Source organism: Vibrio sp. FE10, from assembly GCF_030297155.1.
GTDB classification, from domain to species: domain Bacteria; phylum Pseudomonadota; class Gammaproteobacteria; order Enterobacterales; family Vibrionaceae; genus Vibrio; species Vibrio apostichopi.
Map to the genome: position 1 here is coordinate 2,751,630 of NZ_AP028067.1, position 21,307 is coordinate 2,772,936.

At 44.8% G+C, this 21,307-nt stretch carries 16 protein-coding genes and 1 pseudogene; 2 read left to right on the plus strand and 15 right to left on the minus strand.

The features are described from left to right. Window positions 1-2 precede the first annotated feature (2 nt). The 5 genes from dnaX to QUF19_RS12250 all read right to left on the minus strand — a co-directional run bounded on the left by dnaX (window position 3) and on the right by QUF19_RS12250 (window position 4,850). Window positions 3-2,288 carry a DNA polymerase III subunit gamma/tau gene (dnaX, locus tag QUF19_RS12230; RefSeq protein ID WP_286294187.1) on the minus strand — a complete coding sequence of 762 codons (2,286 nt, stop codon included), beginning with the start codon at window positions 2,286-2,288 and terminating at the stop codon, window positions 3-5. 17 nt (window positions 2,289-2,305) lie between these two features. Beyond that, window positions 2,306-2,851, minus strand: coding sequence for an adenine phosphoribosyltransferase (gene apt, locus QUF19_RS12235; protein WP_017106168.1), 546 nt, complete (start codon window positions 2,849-2,851; stop codon window positions 2,306-2,308). A 163-nt stretch (window positions 2,852-3,014) separates the two neighbouring features. Continuing rightward, window positions 3,015-3,386, minus strand: a complete 372-nt coding sequence (locus QUF19_RS12240; protein WP_286298886.1) for a YbaN family protein — start codon at window positions 3,384-3,386, stop codon at window positions 3,015-3,017. 74 nt (window positions 3,387-3,460) lie between these two features. Then, window positions 3,461-3,598 carry a hypothetical protein gene (locus QUF19_RS12245; protein WP_017106167.1) on the minus strand — a complete coding sequence of 46 codons (138 nt, stop codon included), beginning with the start codon at window positions 3,596-3,598 and terminating at the stop codon, window positions 3,461-3,463. Window positions 3,599-3,746: 148 nt separating this feature from the next. After that, window positions 3,747-4,850, minus strand: a complete 1,104-nt coding sequence (locus tag QUF19_RS12250) for a response regulator (protein WP_102438839.1) — start codon at window positions 4,848-4,850, stop codon at window positions 3,747-3,749. A 228-nt stretch (window positions 4,851-5,078) separates the two neighbouring features. Here QUF19_RS12250 and QUF19_RS12255 point away from each other — a divergent pair, with 228 nt between their 5' ends. After that, a complete protein-coding gene (locus QUF19_RS12255) occupies window positions 5,079-5,954 on the plus strand; it encodes a LysR family transcriptional regulator (RefSeq protein WP_004734167.1) in 876 nt (291 codons plus the stop codon). Between the two features lie 78 nt (window positions 5,955-6,032). Here QUF19_RS12255 and purF read toward each other — a convergent pair whose 3' ends face one another. From purF to QUF19_RS12300, 9 genes are all read right to left on the minus strand, one after another. Continuing rightward, entirely contained in the window at window positions 6,033-7,547 is a 1,515-nt protein-coding gene (gene purF, locus QUF19_RS12260; protein ID WP_286294191.1) for an amidophosphoribosyltransferase, read from the minus strand. 33 nt (window positions 7,548-7,580) lie between these two features. Next, window positions 7,581-8,072 (minus strand): CvpA family protein, encoded by a 492-nt coding sequence (locus tag QUF19_RS12265; protein WP_004734165.1) that lies wholly within the window; start codon window positions 8,070-8,072, stop codon window positions 7,581-7,583. 61 nt (window positions 8,073-8,133) lie between these two features. Then, on the minus strand, window positions 8,134-8,700 hold the full coding sequence (locus QUF19_RS12270) for an SPOR domain-containing protein (protein ID WP_102438841.1): 567 nt from the start codon (window positions 8,698-8,700) through the stop codon (window positions 8,134-8,136). Then, window positions 8,701-9,963 (minus strand): bifunctional tetrahydrofolate synthase/dihydrofolate synthase, encoded by a 1,263-nt coding sequence (gene folC, locus QUF19_RS12275; RefSeq protein ID WP_286294196.1) that lies wholly within the window; start codon window positions 9,961-9,963, stop codon window positions 8,701-8,703. Between the two features lie 42 nt (window positions 9,964-10,005). Then, window positions 10,006-10,932, minus strand: a complete 927-nt coding sequence (gene accD, locus QUF19_RS12280; protein WP_017106162.1) for an acetyl-CoA carboxylase, carboxyltransferase subunit beta — start codon at window positions 10,930-10,932, stop codon at window positions 10,006-10,008. A 176-nt stretch (window positions 10,933-11,108) separates the two neighbouring features. Further along, window positions 11,109-11,903 (minus strand): tRNA pseudouridine(38-40) synthase TruA, encoded by a 795-nt coding sequence (gene truA / locus QUF19_RS12285; protein WP_004734161.1) that lies wholly within the window; start codon window positions 11,901-11,903, stop codon window positions 11,109-11,111. A 147-nt stretch (window positions 11,904-12,050) separates the two neighbouring features. Further along, on the minus strand, window positions 12,051-17,183 hold the full coding sequence (locus QUF19_RS12290; RefSeq protein ID WP_286294219.1) for a FimV/HubP family polar landmark protein: 5,133 nt from the start codon (window positions 17,181-17,183) through the stop codon (window positions 12,051-12,053). Window positions 17,184-17,390: 207 nt separating this feature from the next. Further along, window positions 17,391-18,404 carry an aspartate-semialdehyde dehydrogenase gene (locus QUF19_RS12295; RefSeq protein ID WP_286294221.1) on the minus strand — a complete coding sequence of 338 codons (1,014 nt, stop codon included), beginning with the start codon at window positions 18,402-18,404 and terminating at the stop codon, window positions 17,391-17,393. A gap of 12 nt (window positions 18,405-18,416) precedes the next feature. Beyond that, complete coding sequence (locus tag QUF19_RS12300; protein WP_286294223.1) at window positions 18,417-19,550, minus strand: 4-phosphoerythronate dehydrogenase; 1,134 nt, start codon at window positions 19,548-19,550, stop codon at window positions 18,417-18,419. 99 nt (window positions 19,551-19,649) lie between these two features. Between QUF19_RS12300 and QUF19_RS26445 the strand changes: the two are divergent. Next, window positions 19,650-19,980, plus strand: a pseudogene (locus tag QUF19_RS26445) (hypothetical protein). A gap of 73 nt (window positions 19,981-20,053) precedes the next feature. On the opposite strand, the gene fabB reads toward QUF19_RS26445, so the two are convergent. Continuing rightward, on the minus strand, window positions 20,054-21,265 hold the full coding sequence (gene fabB / locus QUF19_RS12305) for a beta-ketoacyl-ACP synthase I (protein ID WP_010436883.1): 1,212 nt from the start codon (window positions 21,263-21,265) through the stop codon (window positions 20,054-20,056). Window positions 21,266-21,307 lie beyond the last annotated feature (42 nt).

Sequence of the window (21,307 nt, forward strand, 5' to 3'; positions counted from 1 at the left end):
CGTTATATTGGACGAACGCTATCTCTATCAAGCTCGGCAGCAAAACGTCTTTCGATAAACTGTACGTTGGCATCATTCTCCAAACTGGAAAACGCGTCTTTCAACTTGCTTTGATACAGCCTTTCTCTTAATTCTAGTGGCGTTTCTCCACCATCGCCGATTTCCACGCTCAAATGACACTCTTCTCCCAGTACAGCATTGAGCGACTGTAATAGCTCGCTTTGTGCACGGTCGGTATTCAAGTGGGCTTGGCTTGCTCTCAGCGTTAAGGCAATCGAAGTGCCATTTTTATCGAACACTGAGTTCAACGCTAACTGTTCCACAAGCTTCGCGGTCTCTAGCTTTTGAATCATGGCAGACCAGTCATCTTGAGCAATAGATTCTTTGAGCAATTTCTCGACCATTTCTGGTGTCTTAATATGCTCAAGCGCGCGCTTGATCTGAGTAGGTGTAAGCTCTTTGCTGACTTCTTTTACTACAGGTTTAGACGGTTTCCAACGATAAGGTTCATTATCATTGGTAACATTTTCTGTCGAAGAGGTCTTTAAAGAAGCTGGCGACACCCGCTCAGAACCACCGTGTTGCTGAGCAACTCGGTCAAGAACTGAAGTTTTAGCTGGTGTCGCTTTAGCCTTTTTTGGCGTTGAACCTTTGCTTTCTGGAGCTGCACTGCCTCTGCGTTGAGAACGTAGTTGGTGGCGTAAACCACTTACTGGCGATGAAGAGCGTGCTGGTTGTTCTTGTTGCGTCGGTTCAGCGCTTACCTGTTGAGGCTGGCTCTGGTTCGTCGCTTGATTCTGCTGTGGTGGCATTTGCTGAGTCGCAGGACTCATCGCTTGCTCCGCACCGTAGCTTGGACGTTCGTCATAAGCCGGTGGTGCGTCATACTGACTGTGCGGGTAATCCTGTTCTGGATAACCTTGGTTGCCTGAATGATCAGCGTAACCTTGCGAATCTGAATATTGTGCCGGGTTCTGTTGTTGATGTTGTTGCTGCTGCACAGGCTGCTGAACAGGAGCTTGTTGAGGCGCTTGTTGCTGCACTTGAGGCTGTGAAACCGCAGGAGCCTGAACTGGCTGTCTCGGAGCGGCCATTGACGCAGGTTGACTCACACGCTGAGCAACGCTTTGCGCTGGAGCCTGTCCTTGAGCTGCTGGTGCAGGGCTAGTCGACTCAGTCGAGATAGCCGTTGCACTAATTTGCTCTGCAGGTCTGAATGCCAACATGCGCAGAACCACCATCTCAATGCCAACACGAGCGGTTGGTGATAATGGTAGGTCTTGACGCCCTTTCAACACAATCTGATAGTACAGCTGGATATCTTGTGGACTCAGCGCTTTGCTAAGCAACTCTAGACGTTCAGCATCAGGCTGCGCTTTATCTAAAGTTGATGGCAGCGCTTGGTACATGGCCAGACGATGCAATTGGGTCGCAAGTTGACTCAATAACCCATCCCATTCCACGCCATTCTCGGCAAGACCTTGGATGCAAGCCATCGCCACTTGAGGCTGCTTACTGCTGATAGCTTCAAGTAGATGAATCGCTTGGTCAGTGTCCAGCGTACCGAGCATATGAGCAACAGTGTCCGTTTCGATATTACCGTTACCCAACGCAATAGCTTGGTCCGTGAGACTCAGCGCATCACGCATACTGCCGTCAGCAGCATGGGCAATCATACCAAGTGCACGAGACTCAGAGGTCACACTTTCTTGTTCAAGAATATGATCGAGCTGCTCGTGGATATTATCGACGCTAATCGGCTTGAGATGAAACTGGAGACAACGCGAAAGAATCGTAACCGGAAGCTTTTGTGGATCCGTCGTTGCGAGCAAGAACTTCACATACTCAGGCGGCTCTTCTAAGGTTTTTAGAAGCGCGTTGAAACTGTGTCTAGACAGCATGTGTACTTCATCGATCAGGTAAACCTTGAAGCGACCACGTGCAGGCTTGTACTGGACGTTGTCCAAAAGCTCGCGGGTGTCCTCTACCTTAGTTCGAGATGCAGCATCGATTTCAAGAAGATCAACAAAACGACCTTCATCGATCTCTTTACAGGTTGCACACTCACCACAAGGTGTTGAGGTAATGCCTGTTTCACAGTTTAGACCCTTAGCAAATAAGCGGCCGATGGTCGTTTTACCGACACCTCGAGTTCCGCTGAACAGGTAAGCATGGTGCAACCTGTTCTGGCTAAGTGCATTCTCTAATGCTGTTAAAACATGGGCTTGACCAACCACTTCTTTGAATTTGGTTGGTCGCCATTTTCGCGCTAACGCAAGATAGCTCATGAATAATTCCGAAAGGATTAGTGACCGTCGAATTCGCAGATGCTAAACACTTCAAGATCTAAACCTTGTAAGCGTTTTTCACCACCGATTTCTGGAAGGTTAATAACGAATGCAGCGTGCTCTACCACACCGCCAAGTTGACGGATCAACTTAGTTGTTGCTTCAATCGTACCGCCAGTTGCTAGCAAGTCATCAACCATAAGTACTTTGTCGCCTTCAACAATAGCATCCGTATGGATTTCTAACGTATCCGTACCGTACTCAAGCTCATAAGATTGCGCCACGACTTCACGAGGCAGCTTGCCTGGCTTACGAACAGGAACAAAGCCAACACCTAGCTCTAGAGCTAAAGGCGCACCAAACAAGAAACCGCGTGCTTCAGTACCCACGATCTTAGTAAAGCCCATGTCCTTATAAGTTTCCGCTAACAGTTCAATAGTCGCTTTGTACGCGGCTGGATCTTCCATCAAGCTTGTCACGTCACGGAATAAAATACCCGCTTTTGGGTAATCAGGAATGGTTTTGATGCTTGCTTTGATCAGAGCGATTTTTTCTGTGTTCATAATCTTATGCACTTCATTAGGCCGCTTTCCAAACTCTCACTAACGAGTCAAACACGTTAATGCACTGGATTAAGGAAAGGTACGATTGGTATTCATTGCAACGAGAGTCATAACTCTGATTGCTGAAATAATAAACGCCCGCTATTGAAGCAGGCACACTGGCTTAATGGTAGTGATTTTCTTTGCTGTCAGCAACCAACTCATGGGTTGGAAGTCGCATAAACCATGTGAGAAGAATAACAAGTACACAAATTAGGAAGGCCTTGACCCAAATGATCGGGGCAAAGTAGATCGATAACGCAAAACTCAACAAGATAAAGAATACGCCACGCGTTTTAACTTGTTTGGTCACAGCACCGTGTTGATACCAATTGTTCAATAACGGACCGAGCGTTTTATGCTCATGCATCCATTTGTGAACTCTAGGGTTGCTTCGCATGAAGCATGCGCTAGCAAGAAGAAGGAAAGGTGTTGTGGGCAGAACAGGTAAAACAATACCTAAAACCGCGAGGAATATACAAAGGCCACCAGCAATATTCAGGCTTATAACTCGAACGCTAATTGTGGCCTCCTTGAGCTAGCTATCATAGGTTGACTAAAATAACTTAACTAGAATGTTGCGTAACCATTGAATACACGAATCAACGTTAGTGTTGCTGGTAGCAATGGAATCATTAAAAATGCGGCTAAAAATCCGAGAAAATAGAATACATTAAACGGGTCTTTAAAGTCTTTGTTATCTGCCATGATTGCTTCTTATTTTTGTTAGTAAAGGTAAGTATCTGGCGAACCAAACCCGCTTTGCTAAATCGATATTTAACAAAAAAGGCATAGCCACACCATTTGCGCAACTATACCTTAATCAATTATTCACAAAAACCGAGGAAAAATAGGGTTAATCGGTTGACCCTTGATGGATATCTAAGCTGAAGCTCGCCGAACCCAGTAGGCTCAATGTCAACTGACATCCCTGCTGAATGGGCAGGTCTCGAGTAATGAAGTTCTTCTTACAGTTTTCTCCCAAACGCTCCCCTGCAGCAATATGTTGATTCAATTCACCATTTGACCATTGCCCATCTAAACCCGCAGGTAAAATAGAAATGGTTCCCTCAGCAAGATCGGCGACACCGAACAAAGCGTTAACTGGTGTTGAACACTTAGAGCATTGGATTCCTTTTTCTAGAATTTCAGCAATATCTTTGAGATCAGCATTAAAATCTTTGCGGTTTCTCAAGTAGTCATGGAACAGAGCTCTCACCAACAATGTGGTTGCAGAGCCTCCATTATCAGCAGACGACGAATCAACGAGGTAAAAAGCAAATTGCCCGTTCATCATCCACGCGTAGTCAAAAACAAGCGGCATCATTTCTGTCGACTGCAACAATCTATAGCTACAGCGCCACGAACCTTGCTTGGTGTCTTTTTCAGGTAACAACGCATGCAGCAAGTCTTTTGCAGCACTTGGGTTATCTTGTAAGTAATTTAGGTGCCAATGCAGCTCTTGGTCTTCAGGGATCTCTCCCCCATCATCGACACAAAACCATTGGCTCGAGAAATCTCGTTGATCTGAAATATTGTCGAACGAATCTTTTAATGTATTCGCTATCGCACTTCCTAAGTGGCCATGATCTTCCAAAGGCTTTGCTAGAAAGTCTTTGATACCAAAACGCAGTGCTTTTGCGACATCTGACATGTCATCGGTCCCTGATACAACGATCATAGGCAATGACGGGTACTCCAAGCTGAGCTCTTCTACTAGCTCGATGCCGTCCAAAATCGGCATTGATAAGTCACACACAATTAAATCTGGCGCTGAGTCTCTAAGTTTTTGCAGAGCGTCCAGTCCATTTTCAGCCTCAACCACTTTATAACCAATCTTATCTAAGTAAGCGCTGGTTATACGGCGAAAAATAGGATCATCATCAACCAACATAACGCATTTCTGGTTGGGAACTTCCTGAGCCGAGGTCATTACTGGCTGACTGTGAGTTTTGTACATAATCTATAACCTCACAAAACTAAGTCGAATTATTATTGTTATCCGTTCTAAGAACTAATATAAAACTTAGTAATAAAATGCTAAATACACAAATGTGCACTCTTTACTGGTAATTCGTGACGAGGGTTGGAATACTTGTAAATAGTGCAACGAGTTGACGTAACGCAAACATTGATCTCACTGTTACGTATAAATTAGATGAGATTGTAAACAAATGTGTCTGGATTTATGAAATTAGATGATTTAAACCTCTTTCGACTCGTCGTTGAAAATGGGAGCTACACCGCAACATCGCGCAAGACTATGATTCCGGTTGCGACCATTACACGACGCATCCAAGCCCTAGAAGATTCTTTGAACCTAAGGCTTCTCAATAGACACGCGCGTAAACTCTCTTTAACAGAGGCTGGCGAACGTTTTTTCAATGAATGCTCTCCGTTACTGCAACGTCTGTCTTCTACTGCAGAAGAGCTCACGGACGTGTGTAAAGGGGCTTCAGGGAAGATTCGTATTACCGCTCCCTCCAACCTGACTAAGCGCATGATGATGCCGATGTTCAGCGAATTCATGACTCAATACCCTGATATCAATATTGAGTTAATGATGAATAACCAAGCTGATCAGCTCGACCCAACAGAGTGGGATGTCATTTTCAGAGTCGGTCCGCAGCGTGACTCAAGCTTAATTGCCAGAAAGATCAGTGAGGTCAAAGACATTCTGATCGCAAGCCCAGACTATTTAGCGAAGAACCCAGCGCCAAGCCACGCAGAAGAACTGGCGAATCATTCTCTACTCAAAGGTTACCCACTCATTAAGTGGCAACTGAGTAACTCGAATGAAGAGACAGTGGTCAACAGCGAGAAAGGTCGTTTCAATGCGAATGCGCTTAATGTCGTGAGACAAGCCTGTTCTGAGGGCCTAGGTATCACCCTAATGCCTGATGTAATGATCCGTGAATACATTGAAGATGGCAGCTTAGTACAAGTCTTAGAAGACTGGAGTGCTAACCCTCGTGATATTTACATGCTTTATAACCACAAAGACCACCTGCCTGAGAAGGTTAGATTGTTTATCGATTTTGTGATCGCATACCACATTCACTAAGATTCAATCCCCTTCCCCGCAAACAAAAAAACCAGAGCCGATGCTCTGGTTTTTTATTATTCATTTTTTATGAGTACGCTAAGCGCCTTCGTTATGTAACTCTAGGTTAGCAAGATCTTGTTGAATCTCACGCTCAACCTTTGAATCGTCATTACGTAAAGAATCTAGGAAATCTAGGTACGCTTGGTCGATATCGCCCGTTACATACTCGCCGTTGAATACCGAAGTATCAAAACGAGAGATGTCTTGATTACCCATACCTACAGCAGAGATTAAGTCTGGTAGCGTTTGGAAGATCAAAGCGTCTGCGCCAATCTGCTTACAAATCGTTTCGTTATCACGGCCATGAGCAATAAGCTCAGTCGCGCTTGGCATATCAATACCGTAAACGTTCGGGAAACGAACCTCAGGAGCAGCAGAAACCATGAAGACTTTGCTTGCGCCAGAATCACGAGCCATCTCAATGATCTGTTCTGATGTCGTACCACGAACAATCGAGTCATCGACCAATAGAACGTTCTTACCTTTAAACTCCGAACGAATCGCGTTGAGTTTACGGCGAACTGACTTCTTACGCTGTTGCTGACCAGGCATGATAAACGTGCGGCCAACGTAGCGGTTTTTCACGAAACCTTGACGATATGGCTTATCAATCGCTTGAGCAATTCGTAGCGCGATATCGTTTGATGTTTCAGGAATTGGAATAACCACGTCAATGTCTAGATCTGCATACTCTTCTTTAATACGCTTACCTAACATCTCACCCATCTCAACGCGTGCGCTGTAAACCGAGATTTTGTCGATGAATGAATCTGGGCGTGCAAAGTATACAAACTCAAAGATACATGGGTTTAGTTGTGGGTTGTCTGCGCATTGTTTAGTGAAAAGCTCACCATCGAATGTTGCGTAGATAGCTTCACCCGGTGCTACGTCGCGCATGAAATCAAAACCAACAGCATCAAGTGCTACTGATTCAGATGCAACCATGTACTCTGTTTTACCATTAACTTCACGCTTACCAAGACACAGTGGACGAATACCATGTGGGTCACGGAACGCGATCATGCCGTGGCCGATGATCATCGCTGTCACTGCGTAAGCACCACGAATAGTGCGGTGCACGTTTGCAACTGCGCGGAACACATCTTCTGAAGTCACATTACCTTTAACCGTATCGATCTCATGAGCCAATACGTTCAGTAGAACTTCAGAATCAGACGTTGTGTTGACATGACGACGGTCTTTTTCGAACAACTTCTCACGAACTTCACTTGCATTCGTTAGGTTACCGTTGTGCGCCAACGTGATGCCAAAAGGAGAGTTTACGTAGAAAGGTTGCGCTTCAGAAGCACTCGAACTTCCCGCTGTAGGATAACGAACATGACCAATACCAACGTTACCTTGGAGGCGCTGCATGTGTTTTGCTTCAAAAACATCTTTAACTAAACCGTTCGCCTTACGCAGACGGAAACGATTGCTTTCTATGGTACAAATACCAGCGGCATCTTGGCCACGATGCTGCAATACCGTTAAAGCGTCATAAATAGACTGGTTTACAGGTGTTGAACCCACGATTCCAACAATACCACACATGTCCTAATCCTCGATTTTCGACATTAACTGGCGCTAGAGCGCGCCAGATAAGAAACTAGATGTTGCTTGTAAATGCTCAAAGAACGGCGCAATGATTCGGCTAAACTCCGGAACCAACTGCGAATTCTCCCACCACTCAGAACTTGGGAATGCAGTAAACGCATCCATGAAAAACAACACTGCTGAGACAATCAGAACACCACGTAAACCGCCAAAGACGACACCGAGGATTCTGTCTGTACCCGACAGGCCTGTTTTCTGAACTAGTTGACCGATGACATAGTTAACTAAGGCACCAACAACTAACGTTGCAACAAACAATGCTGCTATCGCAGTTCCGTTACGAAACATCTCATCTTCGATATTGGTGAAGTACATTGCTAATTTAGCGTAGTACTGGCTAGCAATAAAAAATGCTCCAAACCAAATAACTAATGACAACGCTTCTTTAGCGAAACCACGAACTAAACTGATCACGGCAGAGAAGCCGATCACGCCTAAAATGACAAAATCTAACCAATTCATGAATTCTTCATCTTAAGTTGGCGCGCATTTTAACAGAAAAAATGCTGACGCAAACGTTTTCTTATGGATTTAACGGTTTAAATTTGAGCAATTGGCCTTTTGAACCCGTAATTTTTTCTAATTCCTTAATTTGTCGCTCAAGTTTGGATTTAGAGACATCGGGACCAATAATTACTCGCGTAAAAGTTTTTTCTTGCTTCGTGTGGGCTTGGTAACCGCGCTTTTGTAGATCCTTAACCATGCTTTTTGCATTGTCAGCATTCTTCAAAGCCATCAATTGAATGAGCCAAGCACTATCTTGGTATTCATTTTTTTCAGGTACCGGTTTAACCACCACGGCCACTTTGTCTGCTTCTTTATTATTTGAAGCCGACGCGGTTTGGGTTTCTGAATTGCCACTTTCAATCACTTGCTCAACCGGAGAGTCCGGTAATGCAATCTGATCTTCAACAGGGTCGAGTACTTCAAAAACCTCAACATTACTATCAAGCTCAGGCTTAATCGGAATGCTTGCAAACTCCTCTTTATAATGGAGCTTCTTACCATCAAGCACGTCTGGCAATACGATAACGCCAATCGCGACTAAAATGATGGTGCCGACTAATCGGCTTTGGAATTTACTTGCCATTTAGTTTCCTTTTTTCTGCCAATGCTCCAAGACTTCTCCAACAGTATGGAAAGAACCGACCACCAAAACAACATCATCACCTTTAACAGCAGATAAAGCCGCTTCAAACGCTGCTACAGGGTTTGAATGCTGCTCAACACCTTGTGGGAGGCTTTGACATAATTCAGCTGCTGTTGCCGCACGTGGCCCTTGCAGTGAACCTGGGTACCAATGTGATGCAATTGGTGCTAATACTTCCAATGTCGCGGGAATATCTTTGTCATGAAGCATGGCGACTACAACGTGTAAATTTTTTCCTGCATACTTTTGAGTCACTTGTTGTGCAAAATACTCAGCAGAATGTGGGTTATGAGCCACATCTAACACAATCACGGGTTGGTCGCTAATTTGTTGCATACGTCCTGGAAGCTGCGCGTTGTTCAAACCGTTAACGACATTGACATCACTGATGCTAAGTTCTGAAGTCCCTAGCGCCATTAATGCAGTTGCCGCGTTCGGTAGCGGTAAGCTAGGAATAGGCAATGCGTCCAGTCGAAATGCACCGCTGTTCCAATTCCAGCTATCGCCGTTAACTTCGTAGGTATATTGAATACCCACTTGGTAGAACTCAGCCTTAATATCATCAGCATGTGCAGCAACCGTTGCCGGTGGCTTAGGTTGACCACAAATAGCGGGTTTACCACTACGATAGATACCCGCCTTCTCAAAGCCAATCACATTAATGTCATCACCCAGCCAATCAACGTGGTCGACAGCCAAGCTAGTGATTACAGACACGTCATGATCAACGATATTAGTCGCGTCTAAACGTCCACCCAGACCCACTTCTAATAGAACAACATCTACTGCTTCGGTTTGAAACGCACGTAACGCGGCTAATGTACCGTATTCGAAGAAGCTCAGGCTGATTTCACCACGCTCTTTCTCAATGAAGTCGAAAGATTGAACCATCTTTTCATCAGACAGATCTTGGCCGTTAATACGAACGCGTTCGTTATAGCGAATTAAGTGAGGAGAACTGTAGACACCAACGGAGTAACCAGCGTCCAATAGAATAGCTTCCATTAGGGCACATGTTGAGCCTTTGCCATTAGTTCCGGCAACGGTAATCACGTGTTTAGCAGGTTTGGTGAGGTTTGCCTTAGAGGCGACGGCCTGAACTCGGTCTAACCCAAGGTCAATAGCGCTTGTGTGGATGTTTGATAAATAATCAAGCCACATCTCTAATGAGGATGTGGCTTGAGGAATAGGTTGTTGACTCATCTAACTCATAACCATAATTAAGTAGGTTTGTTAGAAGGTACTTTACCCTTTTTCTGGCGCTTCTGGTACTTCATAAGTAGCTTCATTCGGTGAATCGTTCACAGAAACTACTAATGGCGAAGGCTGGTTGGTCATTTTAGCAACAAGGCTTGCAACGCGCTGACGCATCTCACGACGGTCAACGATCATGTCGATAGCACCGTGGTCAAGTAGGAACTCACTGCGTTGGAAACCTTCAGGAAGGTCTTCACGTACAGTTTGTTCGATTACACGACGTCCAGCGAAACCGATCAGTGCTTTTGGCTCACCGATGTTGATATCGCCAAGCATTGCCAAACTTGCAGAAACACCACCCATTGTAGGATCAGTCATAACTGAAACAAACGGTAGGCCTTTCGCAGATAAACGCTCTAGCGCAGCACTGGTTTTTGCCATTTGCATTAGAGACATAAGCGCCTCTTGCATACGTGCACCACCACTTGCAGAGAAACAAACCAAACCACAGTTGTTTTCAATAGCTGCGTCTACTGCTTTCACAAAGCGAGCACCAACAACAGAACCCATTGAACCACCCATGAATGAGAATTCAAAAGCACACGCTACGATAGGTAAACCAAGCAGTTCGCCTTTCATTGCAACTAATGCATCTGTCTCACCACTGTTCTTCTGAGCAGTAGAGATACGTTCTTTGTAACGCTTAGAGTCTTTAAACTTCAGTTTGTCTTGTGGCTCAAGATCAGCACCTAGTTCAACACGCTCACCTTTGTCTAGGAATGTATCCAGACGACGACGAGCTTTCATGCGCATGTGATGATCACATTTTGGACATACTTCTAGGTTACGCTCAAGTTCAGCATGGTAGAGAACCTGCTCACAAGAAGTACATTTTGTCCAAACACCCTCAGGGATAGACGCTTTACGAGATGTAACGATGTTGCTTTTTTCTAAAATCTTTTCAAGCCAACTCATGGAAGACCTTTTTGTTTCGATTCCTCCGCTTGATTGCGAAAGAAATAAATTTGGGAATTATGCGTGGGAATTAAAGCACATAAAACAGCGACTGTAGATAAAAAACTGGTTGTACCTATTTTCTCACGCTATTTTACGCACGAAACCGTAATAATTTTTGAACCTAAGTCTCACATTTAGTTCAAATTATCCGGTAAAAATAGAGGGCCAATTGGCTCTCGTGGTAGCTCAAAATGTTCAGGATAATCAACATCAACCAGATACAAACCTTCCGCTTTTGCGGTTGCGCCTGCTACTTTTCGGTCTTTAGCCTCTAAAAGCCACTGGATCCACTCTGGTTTCTGCTCACCTTTACCTACCGCAATTAAGCTGCCAGTAATATTCCTCACCATGTGGTGAACAAACGCATTCGCTTTAATATCGATCACTATGTAGTGTCCGTGACGCGTCACATTTAAGTGAATCATATTTCGCCATGGGCTACGAGATTGACAATGTGTCGCTCTGAATGAAGTGAAGTCGTTCTCGCCTAACAAGTACTGACCCGCTTCATGCATTTTTTTCTCATCAAGGTGACCATGGTAATGGCTCACTCCTGAATTAAGAATGCCTGGGCGCAGTGCATGGTTAAAGATAATGTAGCGGTAACGACGAGCGGTAGCAGAAAAGCGAGCATGAAAATCTTCATTCACTTCTGTCGCCCAACGAACAGCAATATCTTTCGGCATGTTGGCATTAGCGCCCATTGTCCATGCCACCATCTTACGATCGACATTAGTTTCAAAGTGAACGACTTGTCCCGTACCGTGAACACCGGCATCCGTTCGGCCTGCGCACATAACTTCTACAGGGTGATTCGCGACAACAGAAAGAGCCTTTTCCAATTCTTCTTGGACACTTTTCACGTCTCGTTGGCGCTGCCAACCAAAGTAGTGGGTACCGTTATATTCAATACCTAAAGCAATTTTCATGTTCTTGTTCTCTTTGAAAATGGGCGAGAAGTATATACGGAAATCAGTGCTACCCCAAATCGGATGGGGCTAAATCTGCCAATATTAAAAGAAAGGTCTGCAATAAAATAAAGGGTAGCCAATGCTACCCTTTACGTATCGTTTAATTTATCGGCCGTTAATCGTATCGATAAGATTCTTAGCCTCGCGGCGAATATCATCACTGCCGTCGACTATCGCTTCCTCTAAGAGCTTTATCGCTCCTTGTGAGTCACTCATCTCAATATAGATTTTCGCCAAATCAAGCTTACCAGCAGCCTCTGCATTGCTGTCGACATCATAATTACCAATGTCACCGATTACATCTGGGAACTCGTTAAGGCCAACATCCAGTTTTAACTCTTCGTCATCTGGATTAATCGCGTCTTCACCTTCTTGTTCCACTTGAGCCATCAGTTCATCAATCGTCATGTACTGCTTATCACGACTGTTTCCTGATTCGGTTAAGTTGTCTTGTTGTGCCCAATTCTCTTGCTTGATCTTAGGCTCTGGTTGTTGCTCTGCCGATGCCCAGATCTCTTGTTGATCATCAGGCACATCGTTATGCATGCTCGATTGTTGCTCGGGTGCTAAGTTAAAGCCCTTCCAATCCTCGCCACCCACTTCAAGCATCGCATCAATATCTAGCCCAGCGCTATCAATCGATGTGGCATCCAATGGTTTATCGAACATGTTGTCGACAGAGTCTTGAACGTCTTCTGAAAGCAACTCAGCCAGCGCTGTTTCATCAAAATCATCAAAACCTTCTAGAGGTTCGTCTTGCACCACTGTCGGCGCTGAGTTCGATTGTGCAGGCCCTGAATTTAATTCTGAAGCCGAGCTCTGTAACTCATCTGATTGTCCGAAAGCCGCCAGTTCAGGCTCTTTTGCATCTGATAAATCGTCTACGTCCGAGAAAGCGTCTGTATCTGAGAAATCATCAGCATGACTGAAGCTTTGCGGGTTTGAGAACAAATCATGTAGCGCGTCTTGCTCTTCGCCTTGTGGGCTAAAAGACGTTAATGGTGTTGGCTTCTCAGCAAACGCATCAGAGATAGCTTCATCTTCACCGTATTCAGGCAGATCAAGCACATCCAGTTCTACGTCTTGGTCTTCCGCTACCGGCTCAGCACTGCTTTGTTCAATATCATCTAAAACAGAGTCCGCTTTGGCGCTCTCTTCATCGTATTCTGGCAGATCCAGATCATCGAACTCAGATTTCTCTGTACCATCTGATAAGTCTTGCTCTAACTGAGCTTCATCAGGTTCGCTAACCACTTCCGCTAACGCATCGTCTTCACCAAACTCTGGAAGCTCGAAATCGTCGAAAGAGAACTCTTCTGACTCCACTGTCGGCTCTTCAGCTTTGATATCCGGAGTAACAGCGCTTGCTTCAGGGGCTAAAGCGCTTATTTCAGGTAGCGGGCTGACTTCAGGCTCAAGGCTATCTGGAGACTCTACAGACGTCGTTACAGGCTCTAACGGAGCTTGTATATCAGCGTCAGCAAAGGCGTCTTCTTCATTAAACTCAGGCAGCTCAAAGTCATCAAACGAGAATTCATCTTCGTCTTCTTGCTCTACCGCTTCAGCTTGTTCCGCGACGTCAGCTTGTGGTGCTGCTTCAACTTGCGGCTCAACATCTAATTGAGGTTCAGCGTCTAGTAGAAGTTCAACAGTAGGTGCTAGGGGTTCTGGTGTAACTTCAGCATCAACTTCTGCCAATGCGTCTTCTTCGTTAAACTCAGGAAGTTCAAAGTCATCAAAAGAGAATTCTTCTTCGCCTTCTTGTTCTACTTCCTCAACTTGTTCCGCCACTTCAACTTGTGGTACAGCTTCAATTTGCGGTTCAGAATCTAATTGAGGTTCAGCATCTAACAGAGACTCAACAGCAGGAACCACAGGTTCTTCCGTTACTTCATCAGTTTGTGCCAATGTTTCTTGTTGAGCCGTGTCATCTTCAATCAGCCAATCATCGTCTTCTGGCACACCGAACTCATTTGGAATGATTTCAGGCATATGCGCTGCACGAACTGGCTCTGGCTCTGGCTCTGGCTCTGGCTCTGGCTCTGGCTCTGGCTCTGGCTCTGGCTCTGGCTCTGGCAAGGATTCAACAACATCGTCGAGTTGATCGCTACCTTGAATTTTAGGTTCGAAGTCAAAATCAGAGTCAATGTTCGCTGGAGACTCTACATCGTCGATAGCTTCCGCTAACCAATCTTCAACCGTCTCTTCATCATCTTCGGAGATATCATTTAAAGACGATGGCGAAACTTCACTTGATACACTTAAAGCCGGTTCTAGAGCTTCATCTAATGGCATCTCAACGTCAGACACTGAGTTATCAGATAGCAGTGAATCTATATCCAGTTCATCGCTTTCATCAGGTGACATTGCTTCAGTTTGTGGAGTTACTTCAGCTGGTTGAATTGCTTCAGCCGATGGAATTACCTCATCAGCAGCTTGAGTTGATTCTGAAGGAGAATCGAATTCATCTTCTAAAACAAGATCTTCAGACCTTAAAGCTGGCTCTTCAACCGATGCTAATGCGTCGCTATCAGAAGACATCAACTCATCAATCAACGCTTCATCTGTTGTTTCTAGTGAGTCGTCAAGCAGCGCATCCGTTGCCGGTGCAACACCAAAGAGATCATCAATAAAGTCATCGCGATTAAAGTCTTCATCTTTTTCTGGTTTAACATCATCACTGTCTTGCGTAAGTTCCGACTCTAACGATTCTTCGTTAGCTAGTTCAGGTTGTGAGGTTTCACCGATGTCCGTTACTTGCTCAAGCTCGACTTCAGAAGGCTCTGTCGTTAAATGAGTAAGCTCAGCGTCTGAATCAAGGTCATCGTTAGCTTTGCCAAAATCTAAGGCAGCGTCCAACTCTTTATCAAACGCCTGTTCTTCTGATTCAAGCTCGTCTTCAATGCCACTTGTCAGTAAGTCATCAAACGGGTCCAAAGATTCTGATTTCGGTGCGTCAGCTTCATCTGTTGAAAGCGCATTATCTGACAATTCACTATCAAGGAAATCATCTAGTAAGTCAGTACTCTCAGCGTCGAGTTCGAAGTCATCATCAGAATCCCCGATTAGTTCATCCAAGGTTTCTGTGCTGTCTTCGCTGATATTCAACTCATCATCAGTCGACAAACCTGAAAGCTCTTCCAGTTCAGATAGAGCATCGAAACCAAGCGGTTCATCTTCAGACTCTTGGTCTGATTCACTGTCCAACATTTCGTCAAGCAGATCGGTAGAATTGCTTAAATCAACGTCGTCCCCTTCAAGTTGCTCATCAAGCAGATCAAGATTAGGAATATCAAGTGGTGGTTGTTCTGAAGCTGGCGCGCTCTGAGGTTGATCAGATAGTGCGGAGTCATCTTCGTTTTCTAGTGGCTGTTCAAACTGAGCCAAAATATTTTCGATGTCATCATCAGACGCTAAGCCGCTATTCAGGCTTGAGCTAATCTCATCATCGTTATCAAGGTCAAACGGGTCATTACCTTGTTCATTTTGCGCTGCAACTTGAGCAAAGATATCGTCAATATCATCATTGGCTGTCGGTGCCGCTGGCTCAGGGTTTTGTTGTTCAGAGATTAAGGCATCGATATCAAAATCATCGGTACTTAAATCGGTTGAAGCTGAACCACCCTGCTGCTCAGAGATAAGAGCATCAATGTCGAAATCATCGGTCGCTGACGTGCCAATAGCTGGAGTCACATCGTTTTGTTCTTCCGATATCAAGGCATCAATGTCAAAGCTGTCATCGTCTTCGTCATCAAGCGCGAATAAATCATCCAATAACGATTGATCTAGTTCATTCGAACCTAAATCTTCCGTTGCTGATTCTTGAGCGAGTAGAGCTTCGATATCATCGGCAGACATTGGATTATCATCAGAAAGATCGAAATCACCTTCATCGGAATCCAGCGCACTTTCAGCCGTTTCGTCTAACGCACGCTCCATCTCTTCGAGGCCAAGCGCTTTCTCTTCACCATTAACGCTGATGCCATTGCTGCTGTCTAAATCAAGATCATCAAAGTTCGTATCTAAGTCGCCGTTTTCTCCGATGCTCGCAAATGGGTCATCGTCTTCACCATCTAGGTTGAAGTCCAAATCAGCGTCATCTAAGCCAGCAAAGATATCGTCTTCTTGGGCAAGTGCTTCATCGTCAAATAACTTGTTAGCATCATCCTCGGTACCAAACAATTCATCATCGAGAGACAATTCGTTATCAAGGTCGTCCATTTCATCGCCTAAGGTGATTGGCGCGACACTGCTTGGTTGAGGCTGAATAGGTTGTTCTTGAGTTGTTTGTTGCTGCTCATCGTTTTTAGAACGACGACCTAACAGCATCACAATGATCAGACCAAGCAACAAGCCAGGAATAATCGCAAGTGCGGCAACGAGCCAACCATTAGACAACAGCTGATCCATGGCACTTGGCGCCATTTTTTCGATTTCAGCGTTCTTTCTTTTCTCTTCCGCGAGTAACTTTTCAACTTCGCTACGTATACGGTCTTCATCACTGAGTTCGGTCTTTAGACCATCTACTTCAGACTGAACATTCGATAGCATCAAACGAAGTTGGTGGTTTTTCTCTTCCAGAGATAACAGCTCAGTTTCAGAAAGCTCTAGCTGCTTCTCAAGGTGGTTCATTTCCTTGGCACCCGTTAGCGGCTTATTACTAACTATCTCTTTATTACCAATTATCGATTTATCGACAACTTTAGGTTCGCTAACCTTGGCTGTAGATTGTGCATCTTTAGGTGCTACATCAGTACGACTTGGTGCTTGAGTGTTTTTTGGTTTGGCGGCAGCCGCTTTTGTGGTCGGCTTATCAAGCTTCGCGAGATGCGAGTTCATAATATTGATGGCTTGCTGCGTTGAACTTGCGCGAGTTTGTTCTAAAGAAGGCACACGTAAGTTGCTGGCAGGCAGCAGGCTATGGATATTCTGGTTTTCAAACGCTTGTGGGTTTAAGCGATAAATTGCCAACAGGGTTTGTTGGACTGAAACGGAACTATCAGGGCGTAAATTTGAAGCAATAGACCATAGCGTTTCTGAGTCACGAGTTGGACCATAGAAACGAGAAGGCTCAGCGCTATTTGATTGCGCTCTTTGAAGAGGTTCTGAAAACGTAGGCGCTGATTGTATCTGGCCATTAGGCCCTACAACTCGAATGGAATCTGCACGAACAACGGAAATCTGAGTCGCAATGATAAAGGCAAAAGGCATTAACCACGGCTTGAAAATTTGAAACATAAAAGGCTCAGCTAGGTGCTTAAATTCGGAAAAGTGATGATCTATTAAATATATCGGATAAATGACGTAAAACTATAGAGATGAAAACAAAAAATGTGTTGCAGCAACAATATTCGCAGCAATTTCACACAATTTGACTAACAATATTTTCAATCGATTAAAAAAGCCCCACTAAAGAGTGAGGCTTGATAATCAAAGCAATGAAGCTTAGAAGTAATCGCGAATAAGCAATTCTGCGATTTGAACTGCGTTGGTTGCTGCGCCTTTGCGTACGTTATCAGCGACTACCCACATGTTCACACCGCTGTGATGGCTGATATCGTTACGAATACGACCAACCATTACGTGATCTTTACCACCTGCATCACGAACTTGAGTTGGGAAGTCTAGCGCTTGGAATACTTCAACACCTTCTGTGTTCTCTAGAAGCTGAACCACTTGCTCAGCAGCGATTGGCGCACGAGTCTCGATGTGTAGAGATTCAGCGTGACCGTAGAACACAGGAACACGAACACAAGTCGGGTTCACTGTAATTGAAGAGTCAGCAAAGATCTTTTGAGTTTCCCAAACCATCTTCATTTCTTCACGTGTGTAGCCGTTCTCTGTAAATTCATCGATTTGAGGAATACAGTTAAACGCGATCTGCTGTGAAAATGCTGACTTGTCAGCTGGCATGCCGTTAAGAAGCTTAGCAGTTTGACCTGCAAGTTCATCGATACCCGGCTTACCTGCACCAGACACAGATTGGTAAGTTGAAACGTTAATACGCTCAAGACCCACTTCATCGTGAATTGGCTTAAGTGCTACTACCATCTGAATAGTAGAACAGTTAGGGTTCGCGATGATGTTGCGGTTGCGGAACTCAGCAATCGCTTCAGGGTTCACTTCTGGCACAACCAGAGGAACATCGTATTCATAGCGGAAACGTGATGTGTTATCGATAACAACCACACCTTCGTCAGCCGCAATTGGAGCCCAACGTTCTGAAAGCTCGCTACCTGCAGAGAAAAACGCAATATGTACTTGAGACCAATCGAAGTCTTCTACATTTTGTACTTGTATTGTTTTGCCGTTAAAACGGGAAGTTTTGCCTTCACTACGTTCACTTGCTAGTAAGTGCATTTCACCGACAGGGAATTTACGCTCTTTAAGTACTTCAAGAATGGTTTCACCAACCGCACCAGTCGCACCTAAAATAGCAATATTAAATTCTTGGCTCATTGTTTCTCTCTTTTATAAAGTTGGCTTTACCATAAAACCGAGTTTAGATAACGGCGTTAAATTACAAGATTCGTCGCCAGTTAACTCGACTGCACTGTACTCTCTGCGGTCCCAATATTCTTTACGCATCTTGTCAAAAGAACCCGGCGTAGAGATATTGCGACGGAATAAGGCGTCATCTTTGCGCACATCATAGATCAACTGAGTCAAATTGTGCAGTGTTGCTTCATCCCAAGCTCTATCTAATTTCATTTGAGGAACAGGCGCGATAGGAAGTAAGTCACTCGCATAAGCACGTAACTCGTTGCCTAAAAACTCACAATAGCTGTTAAAGATCATGGTGGTACCACGCGCTTTACCTTCTAAACCGTAGCCAGCAACGTGTGGAGTTGCAAAGGCCAACAGTGGAAGTAATTCCATATCAACTTCTGGTTCAAATTCGAATACGTCTAACGCAGCAGTGAAACCATCGGCTTTTTGCAGACGAGCTTTCAACGCTTGGTTGTCGACAATCGGGCCACGCGCAGCATTAATTAGGATTTGATCTGCACGGAAGTTATTCAGCACTTTTTCGTTGATCATGTGGTGCGTTGGAAATTCGCCCGTTTTGGTGATAGGCGTATGCAAGGTAATTACGTCAGATTGTTCTAGCAACGTTTCAAGGTCGGTGAACTCACGAGCATCACCCTCTTGTTGTTTTAGAGGATCGTTCAGCAGTACTTTGATACCAATGCCTTCAAGGCATTTTGCTAAGTAACTACCCACTTGACCAGCACCAACAATACCTACTGTTTTGTCAAAAACAGAAAAGCCTTGTTGCTGAGCCAGCACCATCATCGCACTGAACGCATACTCAGCCACTCCCACCTTGTTACAGCCAGGCGCTGCGGTGAAGAAAATGCCACGCTCTTTCATCAATTCTTGGTCAACGTGATCCATACCCGCCGTTGCGGTTCCAACAAATTTAAGCTTGTTCGCTTTGCTGATCAGCGCTTCATTGACCTTAGTCACCGAGCGAATCATCAGAGCATCTACGTCAACAAGATCGTCAGCGGTTAGCGTTCGACCGGACTTCATTGTCACTTCACCTAGCTGGCTAAAAAGCGCTTCAGCATAAGGCATATTTTCATCGATTAAGATTTTCATTGGGAAGGTACTTTCGTTGGGGTCTGTCGACCTTAAATGTGAATTGAAATGATTGTGCAAAATTCCACACACGGTGTCGAGTAGCAATTGGAATACATTATGAATAAAGGGCTGAATCACCTAGCCTGCACAAACAAGAACTGGATTAATCGTCGATACCCAAAATCAAAAGGCTAAAATCAGAAGACCAAAACGAAAAATGCCCGATTGAATAAACAATCGGGCAAACATCCAGAACAAAAGGATCCTATCTCGCTCTCCAGGAGACAGAGTCTTGCGTCTGTTCAACCAGTAGTAACTAAGTCACTACTGATCAAGCTCTGGAAACCTTTCAACTTTTAAAACTAAGCTTAAAAGCTACTTTCTAAAGCGAAGCTTAAAAAAACCATGTTTAAAAAGCTATGTTCTGATGGTCATGATTACTGGGTGACCTGTGCGTGTTGAATCTGCACTCACATCACCCATTAATGATTAACCTTTTATTAATTTAACCTTGGCTTCAATTAACCTTGGTATTTTTTGATTACTAGCGTTGCGTTCGTACCACCGAAACCAAAGCTGTTAGACATAACCGTTGTTAGCTCTTGTTCACGAGCTTCCGTTACGATGTCTAGGCCTGCGCCTGCTTCGTCTAGGTTTGCAACGTTAATGCTTGGTGCGATAAAGCCGTTATCAAGCATTAGTGTTGAGTAAATTGCTTCGTGTACACCAGCTGCACCTAGAGCGTGACCTGTCATCGCTTTAGTTGCTGAGATTGCTGGGCTGTTGCCGCCAAAGACTTCTTGGATAGCGCCAAGTTCTTTAACGTCACCAACAGGAGTTGAAGTACCGTGAGTGTTCACGTAGTCAACGCCGTCAACGTTTTGCATTGCCATCTTCATACAACGAACCGCGCCTTCACCAGAAGGAGCAACCATGTCGTAGCCATCTGAAGTTGCGCCGTAACCCACGATCTCGCCGTAGATTTTTGCGCCACGAGCAACTGCGTGCTCAAGTTCTTCGATAACTAGCATGCCGCCGCCACCAGAGATAACGAAACCGTCACGGTCTGCATCGTAGGTACGAGAAGCAAGTTCAGGAGTGTCGTTGTACTTAGTAGAAAGTGCGCCCATTGCGTCGAACATCATAGTCAGAGACCAATCCAGTTCTTCACCGCCACCAGCGAATACAACGTCTTGTTTACCCAGTTGGATAAGCTCCATTGCGTGACCAATACAGTGTGCAGATGTCGCACATGCAGAACTCATAGAGTAGTTCACGCCACGGATTTTGAATGGTGTAGCAAGACAAGCAGAAACCGTAGAAGCCATTGTACGTGGAACCATGTATGGACCAACGCGCTTAACGCCTTTTTCACGGATGATGTCTACAGCGTTAACCTGGTTTAGAGATGAAGCACCACCTGAACCCGCAACGATACCTGTGCGGTCATTAGATACTTGATCTTCAGTTAAACCAGAGTCAGCAATTGCTTGCTCCATTGAAAGATATGCGAATGCCGCTGCATCACCCATAAAGCGCATTTTTTTGCGATCGATATGGTCAGCAGGGTTCATTTTCAGGTTACCCCAAACTTGAGAGCGCAAGCCATTTTCCTTGAACTGCTCTGAAGCGGTAATACCTGATTTACCCTCTTTCAGTGATGCTAAAACTTCTTCGACGTTGTTACCGATACTTGAAACAATACCCATACCGGTGATTACGACTCGTTTCATGTGACATTCCTATAATTCTAAATTCAGCTAGATGATAACTAA

What these genes read in the sequence shown, in the direction of transcription:
- dnaX (WP_286294187.1), bottom strand. Translation starts at nt 2,288, where the DNA reads ATGAGCTATCTTGCGTTAGCGCGAAAATGGCGACCAACCAAATTCAAA.
- apt (WP_017106168.1), bottom strand. Translation starts at nt 2,851, where the DNA reads ATGAACACAGAAAAAATCGCTCTGATCAAAGCAAGCATCAAAACCATT.
- QUF19_RS12245 (WP_017106167.1), bottom strand. Translation starts at nt 3,598, where the DNA reads ATGGCAGATAACAAAGACTTTAAAGACCCGTTTAATGTATTCTATTTT.
- QUF19_RS12250 (WP_102438839.1), bottom strand. Translation starts at nt 4,850, where the DNA reads ATGTACAAAACTCACAGTCAGCCAGTAATGACCTCGGCTCAGGAAGTT.
- QUF19_RS12255 (WP_004734167.1), top strand. Translation starts at nt 5,079, where the DNA reads ATGAAATTAGATGATTTAAACCTCTTTCGACTCGTCGTTGAAAATGGG.
- purF (WP_286294191.1), bottom strand. Translation starts at nt 7,547, where the DNA reads ATGTGTGGTATTGTTGGAATCGTGGGTTCAACACCTGTAAACCAGTCT.
- QUF19_RS12265 (WP_004734165.1), bottom strand. Translation starts at nt 8,072, where the DNA reads ATGAATTGGTTAGATTTTGTCATTTTAGGCGTGATCGGCTTCTCTGCC.
- QUF19_RS12270 (WP_102438841.1), bottom strand. Translation starts at nt 8,700, where the DNA reads ATGGCAAGTAAATTCCAAAGCCGATTAGTCGGCACCATCATTTTAGTC.
- folC (WP_286294196.1), bottom strand. Translation starts at nt 9,963, where the DNA reads ATGAGTCAACAACCTATTCCTCAAGCCACATCCTCATTAGAGATGTGG.
- accD (WP_017106162.1), bottom strand. Translation starts at nt 10,932, where the DNA reads ATGAGTTGGCTTGAAAAGATTTTAGAAAAAAGCAACATCGTTACATCT.
- truA (WP_004734161.1), bottom strand. Translation starts at nt 11,903, where the DNA reads ATGAAAATTGCTTTAGGTATTGAATATAACGGTACCCACTACTTTGGT.
- QUF19_RS12290 (WP_286294219.1), bottom strand. Translation starts at nt 17,183, where the DNA reads ATGTTTCAAATTTTCAAGCCGTGGTTAATGCCTTTTGCCTTTATCATT.
- QUF19_RS12295 (WP_286294221.1), bottom strand. Translation starts at nt 18,404, where the DNA reads ATGAGCCAAGAATTTAATATTGCTATTTTAGGTGCGACTGGTGCGGTT.
- QUF19_RS12300 (WP_286294223.1), bottom strand. Translation starts at nt 19,550, where the DNA reads ATGAAAATCTTAATCGATGAAAATATGCCTTATGCTGAAGCGCTTTTT.
- fabB (WP_010436883.1), bottom strand. Translation starts at nt 21,265, where the DNA reads ATGAAACGAGTCGTAATCACCGGTATGGGTATTGTTTCAAGTATCGGT.